This window comes from Streptomyces sp. NPDC002138 (genome assembly GCF_040296485.1).
Lineage (GTDB): Bacteria > Actinomycetota > Actinomycetes > Streptomycetales > Streptomycetaceae > Streptomyces.
In genome coordinates this window covers 42075-58794 of the sequence record NZ_JBEOXE010000020.1, presented here as the reverse complement: position 1 = coordinate 58794, position 16720 = coordinate 42075, and the positions used below count along the sequence as shown (strand labels likewise).

Annotated in this window: 16 protein-coding genes and 1 riboswitch; of the genes, 8 read left to right on the top strand and 8 right to left on the bottom strand. The window is 70.3% G+C overall.

The features are described 5' to 3' along the window. Nucleotide 1: 1 nt before the first annotated feature. Both ABT084_RS15635 and def read left to right on the top strand, forming a co-directional pair. Nucleotides 2-988, top strand: a complete 987-nt coding sequence (locus tag ABT084_RS15635) for a tetratricopeptide repeat protein (protein ID WP_351043220.1) — start codon at nt 2-4, stop codon at nt 986-988. Between the two features lie 71 nt (nt 989-1059). Further along, nucleotides 1060-1695: a peptide deformylase gene (def, locus tag ABT084_RS15630; RefSeq protein ID WP_351043217.1), complete on the top strand. Its 636-nt coding sequence runs from the start codon at nt 1060-1062 to the stop codon at nt 1693-1695. Nucleotides 1696-1768: 73 nt separating this feature from the next. Here def and ABT084_RS15625 read toward each other — a convergent pair whose 3' ends face one another. Both ABT084_RS15625 and ABT084_RS15620 read right to left on the bottom strand, forming a co-directional pair. Further along, entirely contained in the window at nt 1769-1891 is a 123-nt protein-coding gene (locus ABT084_RS15625; RefSeq protein ID WP_351043214.1) for a hypothetical protein, read from the bottom strand. A gap of 134 nt (nt 1892-2025) precedes the next feature. Next, complete coding sequence (locus tag ABT084_RS15620) at nt 2026-2994, bottom strand: helix-turn-helix domain-containing protein (protein ID WP_351043211.1); 969 nt, start codon at nt 2992-2994, stop codon at nt 2026-2028. A gap of 81 nt (nt 2995-3075) precedes the next feature. Between ABT084_RS15620 and ABT084_RS15615 the strand changes: the two genes are divergently transcribed. Next, a complete protein-coding gene (locus ABT084_RS15615; RefSeq protein ID WP_351043208.1) occupies nt 3076-3285 on the top strand; it encodes a hypothetical protein in 210 nt (69 codons plus the stop codon). A gap of 18 nt (nt 3286-3303) precedes the next feature. On the opposite strand, the gene ABT084_RS15610 is transcribed toward ABT084_RS15615, so the two are convergent. The 3 genes from ABT084_RS15610 to ABT084_RS15600 all read right to left on the bottom strand — a co-directional run bounded on the left by ABT084_RS15610 (nt 3304) and on the right by ABT084_RS15600 (nt 7568). Beyond that, entirely contained in the window at nt 3304-4320 is a 1017-nt protein-coding gene (locus ABT084_RS15610) for a ribonucleotide-diphosphate reductase subunit beta (RefSeq protein ID WP_351043205.1), read from the bottom strand. Next, the gene (locus ABT084_RS15605; protein WP_351043202.1) at nt 4320-6722 is read right to left on the bottom strand and encodes a ribonucleoside-diphosphate reductase subunit alpha; all 2403 of its coding nucleotides are present in this window, start codon (nt 6720-6722) and stop codon (nt 4320-4322) included. Before ABT084_RS15605 ends, ABT084_RS15610 begins: the two co-directional genes overlap by 1 nt. Before the next feature lie 165 nt (nt 6723-6887). Then, a riboswitch (cobalamin riboswitch) is annotated at nt 6888-7019 on the bottom strand. A 51-nt stretch (nt 7020-7070) separates the two neighbouring features. Then, a complete protein-coding gene (locus ABT084_RS15600) occupies nt 7071-7568 on the bottom strand; it encodes a GNAT family N-acetyltransferase (RefSeq protein ID WP_351043200.1) in 498 nt (165 codons plus the stop codon). An 87-nt stretch (nt 7569-7655) separates the two neighbouring features. Between ABT084_RS15600 and ABT084_RS15595 the strand changes: the two genes are divergently transcribed. Further along, nucleotides 7656-8231 (top strand): Uma2 family endonuclease, encoded by a 576-nt coding sequence (locus ABT084_RS15595; protein WP_351043362.1) that lies wholly within the window; start codon nt 7656-7658, stop codon nt 8229-8231. A gap of 51 nt (nt 8232-8282) precedes the next feature. Here the strand turns inward: ABT084_RS15595 and ABT084_RS15590 are convergent, their stop codons facing one another. From ABT084_RS15590 to ABT084_RS15580, 3 genes are all read right to left on the bottom strand, one after another. After that, nucleotides 8283-8480, bottom strand: a complete 198-nt coding sequence (locus ABT084_RS15590; RefSeq protein WP_351043197.1) for a CstA-like transporter-associated (seleno)protein — start codon at nt 8478-8480, stop codon at nt 8283-8285. Beyond that, the gene (locus tag ABT084_RS15585; RefSeq protein ID WP_351043195.1) at nt 8477-10681 is read right to left on the bottom strand and encodes a carbon starvation CstA family protein; all 2205 of its coding nucleotides are present in this window, start codon (nt 10679-10681) and stop codon (nt 8477-8479) included. Before ABT084_RS15585 ends, ABT084_RS15590 begins: the two co-directional genes overlap by 4 nt. A gap of 229 nt (nt 10682-10910) precedes the next feature. After that, nucleotides 10911-11675: a GntR family transcriptional regulator gene (locus tag ABT084_RS15580; RefSeq protein ID WP_330332537.1), complete on the bottom strand. Its 765-nt coding sequence runs from the start codon at nt 11673-11675 to the stop codon at nt 10911-10913. Nucleotides 11676-11966: 291 nt separating this feature from the next. On the opposite strand from ABT084_RS15580, the gene ABT084_RS15575 reads away from it, so the two are divergent. From ABT084_RS15575 to ABT084_RS15560, 4 genes are all read left to right on the top strand, one after another. After that, nucleotides 11967-13256, top strand: coding sequence for an extracellular solute-binding protein (locus ABT084_RS15575; RefSeq protein ID WP_351043192.1), 1290 nt, complete (start codon nt 11967-11969; stop codon nt 13254-13256). 75 nt (nt 13257-13331) lie between these two features. Continuing rightward, complete coding sequence (locus tag ABT084_RS15570; protein WP_351043189.1) at nt 13332-14330, top strand: carbohydrate ABC transporter permease; 999 nt, start codon at nt 13332-13334, stop codon at nt 14328-14330. Continuing rightward, nucleotides 14327-15208, top strand: a complete 882-nt coding sequence (locus ABT084_RS15565) for a carbohydrate ABC transporter permease (protein WP_351043186.1) — start codon at nt 14327-14329, stop codon at nt 15206-15208. The genes ABT084_RS15570 and ABT084_RS15565 overlap by 4 nt, the downstream gene beginning before the upstream one ends. A gap of 6 nt (nt 15209-15214) precedes the next feature. Beyond that, nucleotides 15215-16705 carry a glycoside hydrolase family 3 protein gene (locus ABT084_RS15560; RefSeq protein WP_351043183.1) on the top strand — a complete coding sequence of 497 codons (1491 nt, stop codon included), beginning with the start codon at nt 15215-15217 and terminating at the stop codon, nt 16703-16705. Nucleotides 16706-16720: the final 15 nt, after the last annotated feature.

Here is a 16720-nt window from a genome sequence, read left to right as displayed (position 1 = left end):
CGTGAGGATCTTCGGGAAGGTACGGCATCGGCCCTCCGCCTCGTGGCGGCAGGCCACCGACCGCGCGTTCACGCTGATCGGCGACGGGCGGTACGAGGACGCGGGCGCGCTGCTCACCAGAGCGGCGGACCTGGAGCCCTGGCTGTCCGAGTCCTGGTTCAACCTGGCGCTGCTGCACAAGTTCCGGCACGACTGGGAGCAGGCGCGGGCCGCCGGGCTGCGCGCCGTGGCCCTGCTGGACCGCGAGTCCGGCGCCCCCGACTGGTGGAACGTGGGGATCGCCGCCACCGCCCTGCAGGACTGGCCGCTGGCCCGCCGCGCCTGGCAGGCGTACGGGCTGAAGGTGCCGGGGGAGGCCACCGGATCCGGTGAGCCCGTCGGCATGGAGCTGGGCAGCGCGGCGGTCCGGCTCTCGCCCGAGGGCGAGGCCGAGGTGGTCTGGGGCCGCAGGCTGGACCCGGCCCGCATGGAGGTCCTCTCGATCCCGCTGCCCTCCTCGGGCCGGCGCTGGGGCGAGGTCGTGCTGCACGACGGGGTGCCGCACGGCGAGCGCGTGACCTCCGCCGGTCCCTCGTACCCCGTGTTCGACGAGATCGAGCTGTGGGCGCCGTCCCCGGTGCCGACCTGGGTGGTGCTGCTGGAGGCGGCCACCGAGGCCGACCGCGACGCCCTGGAGCAGCTGGCCTCGGACGCGGGCTTCGCCGCCGAGGACTGGTCCTCCTCGGTCCGGCTGCTGTGCCGGACCTGCTCCGAGAGCGAGATGCCGAGCGGCGAGGGCGACGGCGACCAGCTCGATCCGCACGATCACAGCGAGCCCGGCCACCCCGGTCCGCTGGGCCACCGCACGACGGGCTCCGGTGCGCTGTGGGTGCCCGAGCGCGAGTGCGGGATCGCGGCCCCGCCCGGACTGGTGCGCGGGCTGCTCGACGGATGGGTCGCGGACAGCCCGGACAGTCGCGAGTGGCGGGATCTCGAGGAAGTCTGCTGAATGAGGGCCGTAGGCTGTACCGGCACATCGGCACAGGCACATCGGTGATTCAGGGAAGGCGTACGGCGGACATGGCGCAGCAGGAGAACGAGGTCGTCGATATCGTGAACGACGGATACGTCGTGGACACCGAGGACTGTGCGGAGCGTGAGCTCGCCCACCGCGAGCGCGGTACCGCCCGCCCGATCACGGTGGTCGGCAACCCGGTCCTGCACCGGGAGTGCAAGGACGTCACCGAGTTCGGCGACGAGCTGGCGCAGCTGATCGACGACATGTTCGCCAGCCAGAAGGCCGCCGAGGGCGTGGGCCTGGCCGCGAACCAGATCGGCGTGGACGCCAAGGTCTTCGTCTACGACTGCCCGGACGACGACGGCAACCGCCACACCGGTGTCGTGGTCAACCCCAAGCTGGTCGAGCTGCCCGCCGCCGCCCGCGTGCTGGACGACTCGAACGAGGGCTGCCTGTCGGTCCCGACCGCCTACGCCGCGCTGGCCCGCCCCGACTACGCCGAGGTCGAGGGCCAGGACGCCCAGGGCAACCCGATCAAGGTGCGGGGCACCGGTTACTTCGCGCGCTGCCTCCAGCACGAGACCGACCACCTGTACGGGTACCTGTACATCGACCGGCTGTCCAAGCGCGACCGCAAGGACGCGCTGCGCCAGATGGAAGAGGGCACCCCGCGCTACGAGACGGTTCCCAACGCGTAGCCCCGCCGTCCGAGAACCGCGCGAGGCCCCGCTCCGAGCAGGAGCGGGGCCTCGCGCGCGTGCGCCGGGCCGGTCAGTGGCGGGCGTGGCCGATGATCGTCCAGCCCGTGTCCGTGGCGGAGGCGGTGGCCGCCGTGCCGCCGAGCATCAGGGCGGCGAAGGCGAGGGCCGTGAGCGTGCGAAGCGTACGAGACATGGGAACCCCTGTGAATGACGGTGAGGTCCGGGCCGGAACGCCGTGCGGCTGGTGCGGGCCGGGTGGCCACCACCGTACGTCAACGGGGTTTGACGAATGGTGGAGGATCGAGCCAAACGAAGGGCTGGTTCCGGTCAGGCTGCGGCGCGCGGCCCCCGGAACGCACGGCGGAAGGAGTGGGGGGTGGTGCCCAGGGTGCGCAGGAAGTGGTGGCGCAGCGCCGCCGCGTTCCCGAAGCCGCAGCGTCCCGCGATCGCTTCCACGGTCTCGTCCGTGCCCTCCAGCAACTCCTGGGCCAGCAGCACGCGCTGGCGCAGGACCCACTGGTAGGGGGTGGTGCCCGTCTCCTGCTGGAACCGGCGCGCGAAGGTGCGCGGTGACATGTGCGCGCGCTCCGCGAGATGTTCCACCGTGATCTCGCCGTCCAGGTGCCGGGCCATCCAGGCGATCACCTCGCCGACGGTGTCGCACGCCGTGCGCGGCAGCGGCCGCTGGATGAACTGCGCCTGCCCGCCGTCCCGGTGGGGCGGTACGACCATCCGGCGGGCGATGGCGTTGGCCACCTCGGCGCCGTGCTCCTCGCGGACCAGGTGCAGGCAGGCGTCGATCCCCGAAGCGGTGCCCGCGGCCGTGATCACCGGGCCCTGGTCGACGTACAGCACATCGGGGTCCACCCGTGCGCGCGGGAAGCGGCGGCGCAGGGCCTCGGCGTGCATCCAGTGCGTGGTGCAGCTCCGCCCGTCCAGCAGCCCGGCCGCCCCCAGCACGAAGGCCCCGCTGCACACGCTGAGCACCCGGGAGCCCCGGTCCACGGCCCGGCGCAGCGCGTCCAGCAGCGGCTCCGGGTAGTCGCGCACGGGCGCCTCCCGGTCGGCGGGCACGCAGATCAGGTCGGCCTCCTCCAGCCGCTCGATGCCGTGCGCGGGCACGATCGCGAAGGCGCCGCCGCCCGACCCGAGGGGCCCCTCCTCGGCCGCGCACACGGCGAAGTCGTACACCGGCAGCCCCTGCTCGCTGCGGTCCGTCCCGAAGACCTCGCAGAAGACGCCCAGCTCGAAGGGGGCGACTCCGTTGACGAGCGCCACGGCCACGTTGTTCAGCATGCCACCAGTGTGGCAGTAATTCGCTGTTCCATGACAGTCCTGCCACTGTCCGGTGTCCGTCGATCTGGCGAGAGTGGAGCCATGAACACGTTCCTGAACTACCTGACCGTCCTCGCCGTCGCAGCCCTCCTGCTCGCCCCCGCCCTGCTCGGCCTGGCCCGGGAACGCCGCACGGACCGCCAGCTCAGCGCGGCCGCGGCCGCGGCGCGGGCCGGGGCCGCCGAACGCGAAGAGCCGGGACGCGACCGTGTGTCGCATCCCGGCTCCTCGTCCTACCGGACGGCTGCCTGACCCAGGGGTCCGGAACCCCTAGAAGTCCTCGTCCAGGTCGACGGTGCCCTCCACCGCGACCTGGTACGCCGACGGGCGGCGCTCGAAGAAGTTCGTCAGCTCCTGGACACCCTGCAGCTCCATGAAGGAGAACGGGTTCTGCGAGCCGTAGACCGGGGCGAAGCCGAGGCGGACCAGGCGCTGGTCCGCGACGCACTCCAGGTACTCGCGCATCGACTCGGTGTTCATGCCCGGCAGGCCGTCACCGCACAGGTCGCGGCCGAACTGCAGCTCCGCCTCGACCGCTTCCTTCAGCATGTCGACGACCTGCTGCTGGAGCTCGTCGTCGAACAGCTCCGGCTCCTCCTTGCGGACCGTGTCCACGACCTCGAAGGCGAAGTTCATGTGCATGGTCTCGTCGCGGAACACCCAGTTGGTGCCGGTCGCCAGGCCGTGCAGCAGACCGCGCGAGCGGAACCAGTAGACGTAGGCGAAGGCGCCGTAGAAGAACAGGCCCTCGATGCACGCCGCGAAGCAGATCAGGTTCAGCAGGAAGCGACGGCGGTCGGCCTGCGTCTCCAGCCGCTCCAGCTTCTCGACCTCGTTGATCCACTTGAAGCAGAACTGCGCCTTCTCGCGGATCGAGGGGATCTCCTCGACCGCGTCGAAGGCCGCGGCGCGGTCGTCCGGGTCGGGGAGGTAGGTGTCGAGCAGCGTCAAGTAGAACTGGACGTGCACGGCCTCCTCGAACAGCTGGCGCGAGAGGTACAGGCGCGCCTCGGGCGAGTTGATGTGCTTGTACAGGGTCAGCACGAGGTTGTTCGAGACGATCGAGTCACCCGTCGCGAAGAACGCGACGAGCCGGCCGATCATGTGCTGCTCACCCGGGGTCAGCTTCGCCAGGTCGGCGACGTCCGAGTGGAGGTCGACCTCCTCGACGGTCCAGGTGTTCTTGATCGCGTCCCGGTAGCGCTCGTAGAAGTCCGGGTAGCGCATGGGACGCAGGGTCAGTTCGAAGCCCGGGTCGAGCAGGTTCTTCTCAGGGGTGGAGCTCATTACTGGCAGGCCTCGCAGGACTCGGGGTTCTCAAGGGAGCAGGCGAGCGCCTCGGCGTCGGCGTCGGCCTGCGGGAGCGCCACCGGAGTGGCGGCCTGCGCGGCCCGGGCGATCTTCGTCGCGGGGCGCGAGCGCAGGTAGTACGTGGTCTTCAGGCCCTGCTTCCAGGCGTACGCGTACATCGAGGAGAGCTTCCCGATGGTCGGCGTCTCCAGGAACAGGTTCAGCGACTGCGACTGGTCGAGGTACGGCGTACGGGCCGCCGCCATGTCGATCAGACCGCGCTGCGGGATCTCCCACGCCGTGCGGTACAGCGCGCGCACCTCGGCCGGGATCCAGCCGAAGCCCTGCACCGAACCGCTGGCGTCGCGCAGCGCCTCGCGGGTCTGCGCGTCCCAGACGCCGAGCTTCTTCAGCTCGGCCACCAGGTAGGCGTTGACCTGGAGGAACTCACCGCTGAGGGTCTCGCGCTTGAAGAGGTTGGAGACCTGCGGCTCGATGCACTCGTACACGCCGGCGATGGAGGCGATCGTCGCCGTCGGCGCGATGGCCAGCAGCAGCGAGTTGCGCATGCCGGACTTCGCGACGCGGGCGCGCAGGGCGTCCCAGCGCTCGGGCCAGTTCGGCTCGACGTCGTAGTGGTCCGGGTGCAGGACACCGCGGGCCGTCCGGGTCTGCTCCCAGGCCGGGAGCGGGCCGCTGCGCTCGGCGAGGTCGCAGGAGGCCTCGTACGCGGCCAGCATGATGCGCTCGGAGAGCTTGGTGGACAGCGCCTTCGCCTCGGGGGAGTCGAACGGCAGCTTCAGCTTGAAGAAGACGTCCTGGAGGCCCATCGCGCCCAGACCCACCGGACGCCAGCGGGCGTTGGAGCGGCCGGCCTGCTCGGTCGGGTAGAAGTTGATGTCCACGACGCGGTCGAGGAAGGTGACGGCCGTGCGGACGGTCTCGTCCAGCCGCTCCCAGTCGATCTCACCGGTCTCGGTGAGGACGAACGCGCCCAGGTTGACCGAGCCCAGGTTGCAGACGGCGGTCTCGCCGTCGTTGGTGACCTCGATGATCTCGGTGCACAGGTTCGAGGAGTGGACGACGGTGCCCGGCTCGGCGGTCTGGTTCGCCGTGCGGTTGGAGGCGTCCTTGAACGTCATCCAGCCCTGGCCGGTCTGCGCGAGGGTGCGCATCATCCGGCCGTACAGGTCGCGCGCGGGCATGGTCTTGCGGGCCAGGCCCGCGGCCTCGGCCTTGTGGTAGGCGGCGTCGAACTCGTCGCCCCACAGGTCGACCAGCTCGGGCACGTCGGCCGGGGAGAACAGCGACCAGTCGGCGTCGGCGTTCACGCGGCGCATGAACTCGTCCGGCACCCAGTGGGCGAGGTTCAGGTTGTGCGTACGGCGCTGGTCCTCACCGGTGTTGTCGCGCAGCTCGAGGAACTCCTCGATGTCCGCGTGCCAGGTCTCCAGGTAGACCGCGGCGGCGCCCTTGCGGCGGCCGCCCTGGTTCACGGCGGCGACCGAGGCGTCGAGGGTCTTGAGGAACGGCACGATGCCGTTGGAGTGCCCGTTGGTGCCGCGGATCAGGGAACCGCGGGCGCGGATGCGGGAGTACGAGAGGCCGATGCCGCCCGCGTGCTTCGACAGGCGCGCGACCTGGTGGTAGCGGTCGTAGATCGAGTCCAGCTCGTCGAGCGGGGAGTCCAGCAGGTAGCACGAGGACATCTGCGGGTGCCGGGTGCCGGAGTTGAAGAGCGTGGGGGAGGACGGCAGGTAGTCGAGGCGGCTCATCAGCCGGTAGAGCGAGGCCACTTCCTCGACGGCCTGGACGCCGCCGATCTCACCATGGGGACCAGACTCGGCGAGGCCGCAGGCCACGCGCAGCATGAAGTGCTGCGGGGTCTCGATGACCTGGCGGGTGATCGGGTGGCGCAGCAGGTAACGGCTGTGCAGGGTGCGCAGACCGAAGAAGCCGAAGCGGTCGTCGGCGCCCTCGGTGGTGGCGTGCTCGACCAGCGCGTTCAGCCGGGCGGCGTGCGCCTCGACGAACTCGGCGGTGCGGTCGGCGATCAGGCCCTCGCGGTGACCGACCGCGACGGACGCCGAGAAGGAGGTGGCCCCCTGGCCCGCGGCCTCGTCGGCGATCGTCAGCGTCAGCAGACGCGCGGCCAGCCGGGAGTACGCGGGGTCCTCCGAGATCAGACCCGCGGCCGCCTCGGTGGCCAGCCCGCGCAGTTCGGCCTCGTCGGCGACGGCGCTGCGGCCCCGCAGCGCGGCGGCGGCGACCCGGCCGGGGTCGGTGTCGGCCAGGTCGGCGGTGAGGTCGGTGAGGGTGCGCAGCAGCGCGGCGCCAGGACCCTCGGTGGCCTCGGGCTGGGCGGACTCGGCGCGCGGTGCGGCAGGCGCGATGGTCACGTGGGGGGCTCTCCCTCGCTCGGCTCCGGATGGCTCGGAGGCGGGGCGGGGAGGCTGCCATGAGGGCGTCTGGACGTGCGGACCCGGGCAGGGCAGTCACGCGTCACCACATGGCGTCCACCGGCCCAACCGCGAGGCCCGGACGTCTCGGCGTCCGGACCGGTCGGTCCGGGCGCACTGTCGGCAGGTCCTCGGACTTGCGGCGGCACCAATGGGTGGTTGGGTGCAGTTCATACCGTTGCGGGACAGTTCCGGATTCGCACCGGATTCCCCTGCGGCGACAGCGAGCATGAGCATACATGTGGGGGCCGCTCGTTGCGCGACCCACCACATGTTGTGTCGGCGTGGCTACAACTCCACGCGGTACGTGAGCAAGGGGACCGCCGGGACCGGTGCCCAGTCCCGCTCCGGCGTCCGGGTGAAGCCCAGGCGCCCGTAGATCCTGTGGGCCCCCAGCATGGCCGCTTTCGTGGACAGGACCAGGTGGGTGACCCCCTCCAGGGCCCGTGCGCGGTCCATGCAGGCGCGTACGAGGGCCTCCCCGGCCCCGCGGCCCCGCGCCGCGGGGGAGACCGCCAGCATCCGGAATTCGGCCTCGTGGGGACCGGCGATTTCGGCCAGCCGGCTGCCGGGTGCGGCGAAGGCCACTCCACCGAGCAACTGCCCGTCGTGGGTGGCCACGAGCACCTCGGCGTCGGCGGCCCGCCCCGCCACATCGCGCAGCACGGTCAGGTAGAAGCCGTTGGCCTCCGGGTCGAGCAGCCCGTCGTCCAGGTAGGCCCGCGCCGTGATCTCGCCCAGCTCTTCGTATTCGGCGGGCAGCGCCGCCCGGATGGTGATGTCCATGGCGTCGAGTGTGGAGCACGGGTGTCGGTGCACGGCGCTATCGTCGGAAGGAGCACCGTCGAGGAAGGCGAGCGAGGCCATGACGTGATGACCGGCCGGCCCCACATGCTGACCAAGGAGTTCGAGGAACTCGCGCTGATGGCTCGCAACCGGATGGAGGGGCTGAGGCTGGAGTTCATCGACGGGAAGCTGAGGAGCAAGGGGTTGCCGGACGGCGACCACGGGATGATCATTCAGTGGCTCACGCGGATCTGCATGCAGCACCGCCCCGAACTCTGGCTGCATCCGGGACAGGGGATCAAAGCGGAGGAGTACCGGGCCGGCCGGGCGATTCCGGATGCGGTGCTGGCTTCCTCGGGAGCGTTCGCCGGGCAGGGCGAGTGGGTGGACCCGGATCCGGTGCTCATGGTTGTCGAGGTGACCTCGTGGGACTCTGACACCGACCGGCGCGACCGGGTGGAGAAGCCCCGTGCCTACGCGGCTACAGGCATCCCGGTCTACCTGCTGATCGATCGGGACAAGTGCGAGATCTCGGTGCACAGTGAGCCCGACGGGCAGCGGTACGTGACCGTGCGCACCCTGCCCTTCGGTAAGGACGTCGAGCTCCCCGACCCCGTCAGCATCACCCTCCACACCGAGCCCCTCAAGGACTGGGTGCGCTGAGCGCGCCGCGGGGCCCCCGTCCTGGGTGGACGGGGGCCCCGCGGGCACCTCTCAGCAGCAGCGGAAGCCCTCGCGGGGGTCCGCCTCGCGGGAGTCGGTGCGGGCCCGCTCGAAGTCCCGGCGGGTGGGGACCTCGGCGGCCGGGTCGTGGGAGCGCGCGTGGGCGACGTACCGGTCGTAGGCGCTCTCGCCCGAGAACTCGCGGACGTAGAACCGGATCCGCCCCAGCGCCGCCCGGACGGTGCTCACGCCACCGGTTCCTTGACCCGGCCGCCGCCGGAGTCCAGGCCGGCGGCGGCCAGCTCCGCCTTCTCCGCGGCCGTCGGGATCAGACCGGCCGGAGCGACGATCTTCGACTCGGTCCACGGGACCTCGGAGAGCACGGTGCTCCCCGGGTCGCGGACGGCCTTCAGGCAGGTCCGGACCGCGTCCAGCAGGACGATGACGATCAGGAGCGCGAAGAGGGCGGAGAGGACCCCGTCGACCGTGGCGTTGGTGACCACGGTGTGCATCTGGTCCATGGTCTTCGCGGGCTTGAGCACCTTGCCCGCGTCGATTCCGTCCAGGTACTTGTCGCGCTGGGCGAAGAAGCCGATCGTCGCGTCGTCGGAGAAGATCTTCTGGTAGCTGGCGGTGAGCGTCACGGCCACGTCCCAGGCCAGCGGAACAGCCGTCACCCAGGCCCACTTGAGCCGCCCCGACTTCACCAGCAGCGTGGTGCAGACGGCGAGCGCGACGGCGGCGAGCAGCTGGTTCGCGATGCCGAAGAGCGGGAAGAGCTGGTTGATGCCGCCCAGCGGGTCCTTCACGCCGACCCACAGGAAGTAGCCCCAGCCGCCGACGACGATCGCGCTCGCGAACCAGACGCCCGGCTTCCAGCTGATGTCCTTGAAGGACTTGTGCACGTTGCCCAGGGTGTCCTGGAGCATGAACCGGCCGACCCGGGTGCCCGCGTCGACCGTGGTCAGGATGAAGAGGGCCTCGAACATGATGGCGAAGTGGTACCAGAACGCCTTCATCGCGGTGCCGCCCACGACCGACGAGAAGATCTCCGACATTCCGAGTGCGAAGGTCGGCGCGCCGCCGGTGCGGGAGAGCAGGCTGGTCTCGCCGATGTCCTTGGCCGCCTGGGTCAGCGCCTCCGGAGTGATCGAGAAGCCGAGGCCGCTGATGGCCTGGGAGGCCTCCAGCGCGGTGGTGCCGATCCGGCCGCTGGGGGCGTTCACGGCGAAGAAGAGGCCGGGCTCGATGATGCAGGCCGCGATGACCGCCATGATCGCCACGAAGGACTCGGTCAGCATCGCGCCGTATCCGATGACCCGGACCTGGGTCTCCTTCTGGATCATCTTCGGGGTGGTGCCCGAGGAGACCAGCGCGTGGAAGCCGGACAGGGCGCCGCACGCGATGGTGATGAAGACGAAGGGGAACATCGACCCGGCGAAGACCGGGCCGTCACCGCGCGAGGCGAAGTCGGTCACGGCGGGCATCTTCAGCGTCGGGACGGCGATGACCACGCCGATGGCCATCAGCGCGATGGTGCCGACCTTCATGAAGGTGGAGAGGTAGTCGCGCGGGGCGAGCAGCATCCACACCGGCAGCACCGAGGCGAGGAAGCCGTACCCGACCATCCAGATGACCAGGGTCTCCTTGTCGAGCGTGAAGACGTCGGCGAAGGAGGAGTCGGCGACCCAGCCGCCCGCGACGATGGCGAGCAGCAGCAGCGCGACGCCGATGAGGGAGACCTCGGTGATCCGGCCCGGCCGCAGCACCCGCAGGTAGAAGCCCATGAAGAGGGCGATCGGGATGGTCATGCCGATGGAGAAGACACCCCAGGGGGAGTCCGCCAGGGCGTTGACGATGACCAGGGCGAGGACCGCCAGCAGGATGATCATGATCATGAAGACCGCGATCAGGGCGGCGGCGCCGCCGACGGGGCCGATCTCGTCCCGGGCCATCTGTCCGAGCGAACGCCCGTTGCGCCGGGTGGAGAAGAACAGCGTCACCATGTCCTGGACCGCACCGGCGAAGATCACGCCCGCGACGATCCAGATCGTGCCCGGCAGGTAGCCCATCTGCGAGGCGAGCACCGGGCCGACCAGCGGGCCCGCGCCGGCGACGGCCGCGAAGTGGTGGCCGAACAGCACGCGGCGGTCGGTCGGGTGGAAATCGACACCGTTGTCGAGGCGTTCGGCCGGGGTCGCGCGCGTCTTGTCCACCTTCAGCACGCGGTCCGCGATGAAACGCGCGTAGAAGCGGTAGCCGATCGCGTACGAGCCCAGCGCGGCGGCGAGCAGCCAGGCGGCGGAGATCTCCTCGCCGCGGGAGAGGGCGAGCGCGCCCCAGCCGACGGCGCCGACGAGGGCGACCGCGGCCCAGACGGCGATGGATTTCGGGGTGAGTCCCCCGCCTCCCGACCGCCCGGCTGTTGCTTCGGGTCCAGCTTCCGGCATGATCCTCGTCCCCTCGTTGATCATCTGCGCGAGCGCAGGGAATCTACGGGGACCACCCGGTGAACGAAAGCCCCCGTCCGCATAGCGGTACGTGAGTCAACTACGGTTCGCCGGACCGGTCGACGCCGCGGGGCCTCGAACGTATAACGATGACCGGGGGGTGTCGACGGTGCGCGCGAGCGGTGGACGCGATCCGGGAACGCGGAGCGCGCCGCGTTCCCGGCCGGAATCAGACCGCGGGCCGCTTGAGGCGGGCCACGAACTTGTAGCGGTCGCCGCGGTACACCGAGCGCACCCATTCGACGGGTTCGCCGTCGGCGTCCAGGGAGTGCCGGGAGAGCATCAGCATCGGCAGGCCGACGTCGGTGCCCAGCAGCCCCGCCTCGCGCGGGGTGGCCAGCGAGGTCTCGATGGTCTCCTCGGCCTCGGCCAGCCGTACGTCGTACACCTCGGCGAGGGCGGTGTAGAGCGAGGTGTACTTGACCAGCGAGCGGCGCAGCGCGGGAAAGCGCTTGGCCGAAAGGTGCGTGGTCTCGATGGCCATCGGTTCCCCGCTCGCGAGGCGCAGCCGCTCGATGCGCAGCACCCGTCCGCCGGTGGTGATCTTGAGCAGCCCGGCGAGCGTGTCATCGGCCGTCACATAGCCGATGTCGAGGAGCTGGGAGGTCGGCTCCAGGCCCTGCGCCCGCATGTCCTCGGTGTACGAGGAGAGTTGGAGCGGCTGGGAGACCTTGGGCTTGGCCACGAAGGTGCCCTTGCCCTGGATGCGCTCCAGCCGGCCCTCGACCACCAGCTCCTGGAGGGCCTGGCGGACCGTGGTCCTGGAGGTGTCGAATTCGGCCGCCAGGGTGCGCTCCGGAGGCACCGGTGTGCCGGGCGGCAGGGTCTCGGTCATGTCGAGCAAGTGCCGCTTGAGGCGGTAGTACTTGGGCACGCGTGCGGTGCGGGTGGCCGCCCCGCCCTCCGGCTCCGTGGTCGCCCCTTCGGTGGCCATCGCCGCCCGCCTTCCCGACTCCAGTTTCGCTGCCGTCACCGGCTCCTCCGATATGTGCGGTCACATCGTGACACGGGCCGTGGGGCGGGCCTCGCCCCCACCCGAGGTGTCGGTCCGATAACGGACCGAGCACCCGCTCATTAGACCCTTGACACCCCTAAAGGTCTAGGCCAAGCTCCGACTACTGGTCTAAACCAATATGGATCAGATCCCGGCCCCACGTGCAGTACTTCGCGTATGTCGCCGCGGCGGGCAAGGGAAGTGCAGGCAGGCATCCCTGAGGAGGGTGGCGTGAAGCGCAAGCTCATCGCGGCGGTTGGAGTCGCGGGCATGGTTATCGGCCTGGCGGCGTGCGGTGGCTCCGACAGCAAGGGGGGCACCGGCACCGACAAGGCGTCGGGTGCCAAGGAGCTGACCGTCTGGCTGACGGTTGACGCCCAGAACAACTGGCCCGACCTGGTGAAGGCGGCCGACGACGCGATTGTCGCGAAGCACCCGGGTCTCACGATCAAGCACGAGTACTACGGCTGGCCGGACAAGAACGCCAAGCTGGACGCCGTGCTCGCCACGGACAAGGCCCCGGACGTTGTCGAAATGGGCAACTCCGAGATGATCGGCTACATGTCGACCGGCGCCTTCTCCGAGCTCGAGGCGTCGAAGTTCGAGAACTCCGGCACCTGGCTGGACGCCCTGAAGGAATCCGTCACTTACGACGGCAAGACCTACGGCGTCCCCTACTACGCCGGTGGCCGCGTCGGCGCCTGGCGCAAGGACCTGGCCGCGGAGGCCGGCGTCACCGCCGCCCCGAAGACCTGGGCCGACCTGACCGGCGCCCTGGACAAGATCCAGACCGCCAAGGGCGACAAGTTCAGCGCCCTGTACCAGCCCTCGCCGGACTGGTACGCCGCGATGTCCTTCGTCTACGACGCGAACGGCAGCATCGCCAAGAAGGACGGCGACAAGTGGAAGGCGAACCTGTCCTCCCCCGAGTCGCTGAAGGGGCTGAAGCAGTACAAGGAGCTCCTCGACAAGTACATGCACGCCGACAAGACCAAGGACGAGTCCGACCGTCCGATCGTCTTCGGCCAGGGCAACGCCGCGTCGATCTTCGCCGCCGCGTGGGAGGGCGCCGACGCCGCCACCCCGAAGAACGACAAGGTCGGCGGGCTGAAGGACAAGCTCGAAAGCTTCGTGATGCCCGGCCCGAACGGCAAGAACCTGCCGGTCTTCCTCGGTGGTTCGGACCTCGCGGTCCCGTCCAAGTCCAAGGCCAAGGACATCGCTGCCGAGTGGATCAACGTCTTCACCGGCGCGCAGGGCCAGAAGGGCCTGATCGCCAAGGGCAACCTGCCCAACAACAAGACGGACCTCGGCCCGCTGAAGGCCGACCCGAAGACGGCGGTCCCGGCCACCGCGGCCGAGTCCTCCTGGTTCGTCCCGACCGCTCCGGGCTGGGGCCAGGTCGAGAAGGGCAAGCTCCTGCAGACGATGCTCACGGAGATCGGTACCGGCAAGAAGACGGTCGAGGCCGCGGCGAAGGACGCCGACGCCGCGATCGACAAGGTCATCAACACCAAGTGACCTGAGTGAGCAGGGCCCCGCCGGACCGGCGGGGCCCTGCTGCCCGTCAAGAGAGGGACCCCCGAGGAGCACGCGATGAGTGCCGCACAGACAACCACCGCCGACCTGCCGTCGGCGAAGCAGACGCCTTCCTCCGCAGTGAAGGCCGGGAACACGGGCAAGCCGGGGAAGACGGGCGCCCGCAAGGGTCCCGGATTCACGCCCTGGCTGTTGCTGACCCCGTGCCTGCTGATCATCGCCCTGGTGATGGGGTACCCCTTCTTCAGACTCGTCACGCTCTCCTTCCAGAGCTTCGGCAAGTCCGAGCTGTGGGGCTTCAAGGACGCCGAGTTCGTCGGCTTCGACAACTTCTCGAAGGTCCTCGGCGACGGGGTCTTCTGGACCGTGGTGCTGCGTACGGTGATCTTCGCGGCCGGTGCGGTCATCCTGACCATGGTCATCGGCATGCTGATCGCGCTGCTGCTGCAGAGGGTCTCGGGCTGGGTCAAGGCCCTCATCAACATCGCGCTCGTGGCGAGCTGGGGCATGCCGATCATCGTCGCCACCGCCGTCTTCAAGTGGCTCTTCGACACCGGCTACGGCGTCCTCAACTACCTGCTGAGCAAGCTCCCCGGCGTGGACATGATCGGCCACAACTGGTTCGCCAGCGGCCCCGAGGGCCTCGCGGTCATCATGCTGCTGGTGGTCTGGGGAGCGGTGCCCTTCGTGGTCATCACCCTCAGCGCGGGCCTGACCCAGGTGCCCAAGGAGCTGGAAGAGGCCGCGCGCCTCGACGGCGCCGGTGCCTGGGGCGTCTTCCGCCACGTCACCCTGCCCATCCTGAAGCCGATCATCGTGATGCTGACGACCCTCTCGGTGATCTGGGACATGGGTGTCTTCCCGCAGGTCTTCGTGATGCGCAACGGCAATCCCGAGGCCGAGTTCCAGCTGCTGACGACGTACTCCTACCAGCAGGCCTTCGTGGTCAACGACTACTCGGGCGGCTCCGCGATCGCCCTGGTGACCGTCCTGCTGCTGCTCGGAGTGGTCGCCGTCTACATGCGCCAGATGCTCAAGATCGGAGAGGTGGAATGACCGCCACCACCGCGCCCCCCGCGACACCGTCCGCCGCGCGCCGCGTCCCGAGGGCGAACCGGAAGAAGTCCAGGCTCGGCTGGAACCTGGTCGGCCTGCTGGTCGCCGCCACCGTCGGCTTCCCGGTCTACTGGATGCTCAACACGGCCTTCAAGCCGTCCAAGGACGCGATCGACCCGAACCCGCACTTCTTCCCGACCACCTTCACGCTGGAGAACTTCAAGCGCGCGCTGGAGATCTCCGACTTCTGGGGACCGGTCGGCCGGAGCCTGGTCGTCGCCTCGGTCGTCGTCGTCATCGGCATCGCGGTCGGCATGCTGGCGGCCCTCGCCATCTCCCGCTTCGCCTTCCGCGGCCGCAAGGTCGTCATCGTCGGCATCCTCGCCGTCCAGATGATCCCGCTCGTCGCGATGATCATCCCGGTCTTCCTGCTGCTGAACGACCTCGGTCAGTACGACAAGCTCACCGGCCTGATCATCACCTACCTGACCTTCATCCTCCCCTTCACCGTCTGGACGTTGCGCGGCTTCATCGTCAACATCCCGAAGGAGCTGGAGGAAGCGGCCATGGTCGACGGCTGCACGCCGACCGGCGCGTTCCTGCGGGTGGTCTTCCCGCTGCTCGCCCCCGGCATGGTCGCCACCTCCGTCTACGCCTTCATCCAGGCGTGGAACGAGTACCTCTACGCCCTGATGCTGATGAGCCAGCAGAACCAGACCGCCACCGTCTGGCTCGGCAACTTCACCACCAAGCACGGCACCGAATTCGCCCCGATGATGGCCGGCTCCACCATGATGGCGCTGCCGATCGTCGTGCTGTTCCTCATCGTCCAGCGGAAGATGGCCGCGGGTCTCACCGCCGGCGCTGTGAAGGGATAACGGCCCATGACCATCCTCGCGCACCGCACCGACACGGTCACCCGTGACGCCCTCGCGGTCCTCCAGCCCGGCTTCGAAGGCACCACCGCCCCCGCCTGGGTGCTGCGCCTGGTCGGCGAAGGCCTCACCTCCGTCGGCCTCTTCGGCCGCAACATCGTCTCGCCCGAGCAGCTCTCCGCCCTCACCGCCGAGCTGCGGGCCGTGCGGGACGACGTACTCGTCGCGATCGACGAGGAGGGCGGCGACGTCACGCGCCTGGAGGTCCGCGGCGGTTCGTCCTTCCCCGGAAACCTGGCGCTCGGCGCCGTCGACGACACCACGCTCACCCGCGACGTCGCCCGCGAGCTGGGCCGGCGCCTCGCCGAGTGCGGGGTCAACCTCAACTGGGCCCCGTCCGCGGACGTCAACTCCAACCCGGACAACCCCGTCATCGGCGTACGGTCCTTCGGCGCCGACACCGACCTCGCGGCCCGGCACACCGCCGCCTACGTCGAGGGGCTCCAGGCCGCCGGAGTCGCCGCCTGCACCAAGCACTTCCCGGGGCACGGCGACACCAACGTGGACTCCCACCACGCGATGCCCCGCATCGACGCCGACCTCGACACCCTCTACGCCCGCGAACTGGTGCCCTTCAAGGCCGCCATCGCCGCCGGGACCAAGGCCGTGATGAGCGCGCACATCCTCGTGCCCGCGCTCGACCCGACCCGGCCCGCCACCCTGAGCCCGCAGATCCTCACCGGTCTGCTGCGCAAGGAACTCGGCTACGACGGCCTGATCATCACCGACGGCATGGAGATGCAGGCCATCGCCGCCACCTACGGCATCGAGCGCGGCACCGTGCTCGCCATCGCCGCGGGCGCCGACGCGATCTGCGTCGGCGGCGGCCTGTGCGACGAGGCGACAGTGCTCGGGCTGCGCGACGCGCTCGTCGAGGCCGTCCGGGAGGGCGCCCTCCCCGAGGAGCGGCTCGCCGACGCCGCCGCTCGGGTGCGCGCCCTCGCCACATGGACCCGGCAGGCCCGGGAAGCCGTCGCGCCGGGCGCGCACCAGGAGGGGAGTGCGCCCGGCATCGGCCTCGAAGCGGCCCGCCGCGCCCTGCGCGTGAGCGGCACCCCGGTGCCCGTCACCGCGCCCTACGTCGCCACGCTCGCCCCCGCGCCGAACATGGCCGTGGGCGACGAGACCCCGTGGGGGGTGGCGGCGGCGCTGGCCGAGCTGCTCCCCGGCACCGCCGCGGGCGAGTTCGGGGAGGACGCCCCGGTCGCGGAGATCCTGGCCGCGGCGGGGGCCCGTACGGTCGTCGCCGTGGTCCGCGACGCCCACCGGCACCCGTGGATGGCCGCGGCCCTGGACGCGCTGGTCGCGGCCCGGCCCGACACGGTCGTGGTCGAGATGGGCCTGCCGCGGGAGCGGGCGCGCGGTGCCTTCCACATCGCGACGCACGGCGCGTCGCGGGTCTGCGGACAGGCGGCGGCGGAGGTCATCGCGGGGGCCTGACCGGCGACACCCTCC

Coding starts and splice junctions, on each gene's coding strand:
- ABT084_RS15600 (WP_351043200.1), bottom strand. CDS start 7,568: ATGGACATCACCATCCGGGCGGCGCTGCCCGCCGAATACGAAGAGCTG.
- ABT084_RS15610 (WP_351043205.1), bottom strand. CDS start 4,320: ATGAGCTCCACCCCTGAGAAGAACCTGCTCGACCCGGGCTTCGAACTG.
- ABT084_RS15585 (WP_351043195.1), bottom strand. CDS start 10,681: ATGCCGGAAGCTGGACCCGAAGCAACAGCCGGGCGGTCGGGAGGCGGG.
- def (WP_351043217.1), top strand. CDS start 1,060: ATGGCGCAGCAGGAGAACGAGGTCGTCGATATCGTGAACGACGGATAC.
- ABT084_RS15620 (WP_351043211.1), bottom strand. CDS start 2,994: ATGCTGAACAACGTGGCCGTGGCGCTCGTCAACGGAGTCGCCCCCTTC.
- ABT084_RS15570 (WP_351043189.1), top strand. CDS start 13,332: ATGAGTGCCGCACAGACAACCACCGCCGACCTGCCGTCGGCGAAGCAG.
- ABT084_RS15560 (WP_351043183.1), top strand. CDS start 15,215: ATGACCATCCTCGCGCACCGCACCGACACGGTCACCCGTGACGCCCTC.
- ABT084_RS15615 (WP_351043208.1), top strand. CDS start 3,076: ATGAACACGTTCCTGAACTACCTGACCGTCCTCGCCGTCGCAGCCCTC.
- ABT084_RS15625 (WP_351043214.1), bottom strand. CDS start 1,891: ATGTCTCGTACGCTTCGCACGCTCACGGCCCTCGCCTTCGCCGCCCTG.
- ABT084_RS15595 (WP_351043362.1), top strand. CDS start 7,656: ATGACCGGCCGGCCCCACATGCTGACCAAGGAGTTCGAGGAACTCGCG.
- ABT084_RS15565 (WP_351043186.1), top strand. CDS start 14,327: ATGACCGCCACCACCGCGCCCCCCGCGACACCGTCCGCCGCGCGCCGC.
- ABT084_RS15580 (WP_330332537.1), bottom strand. CDS start 11,675: ATGGCCACCGAAGGGGCGACCACGGAGCCGGAGGGCGGGGCGGCCACC.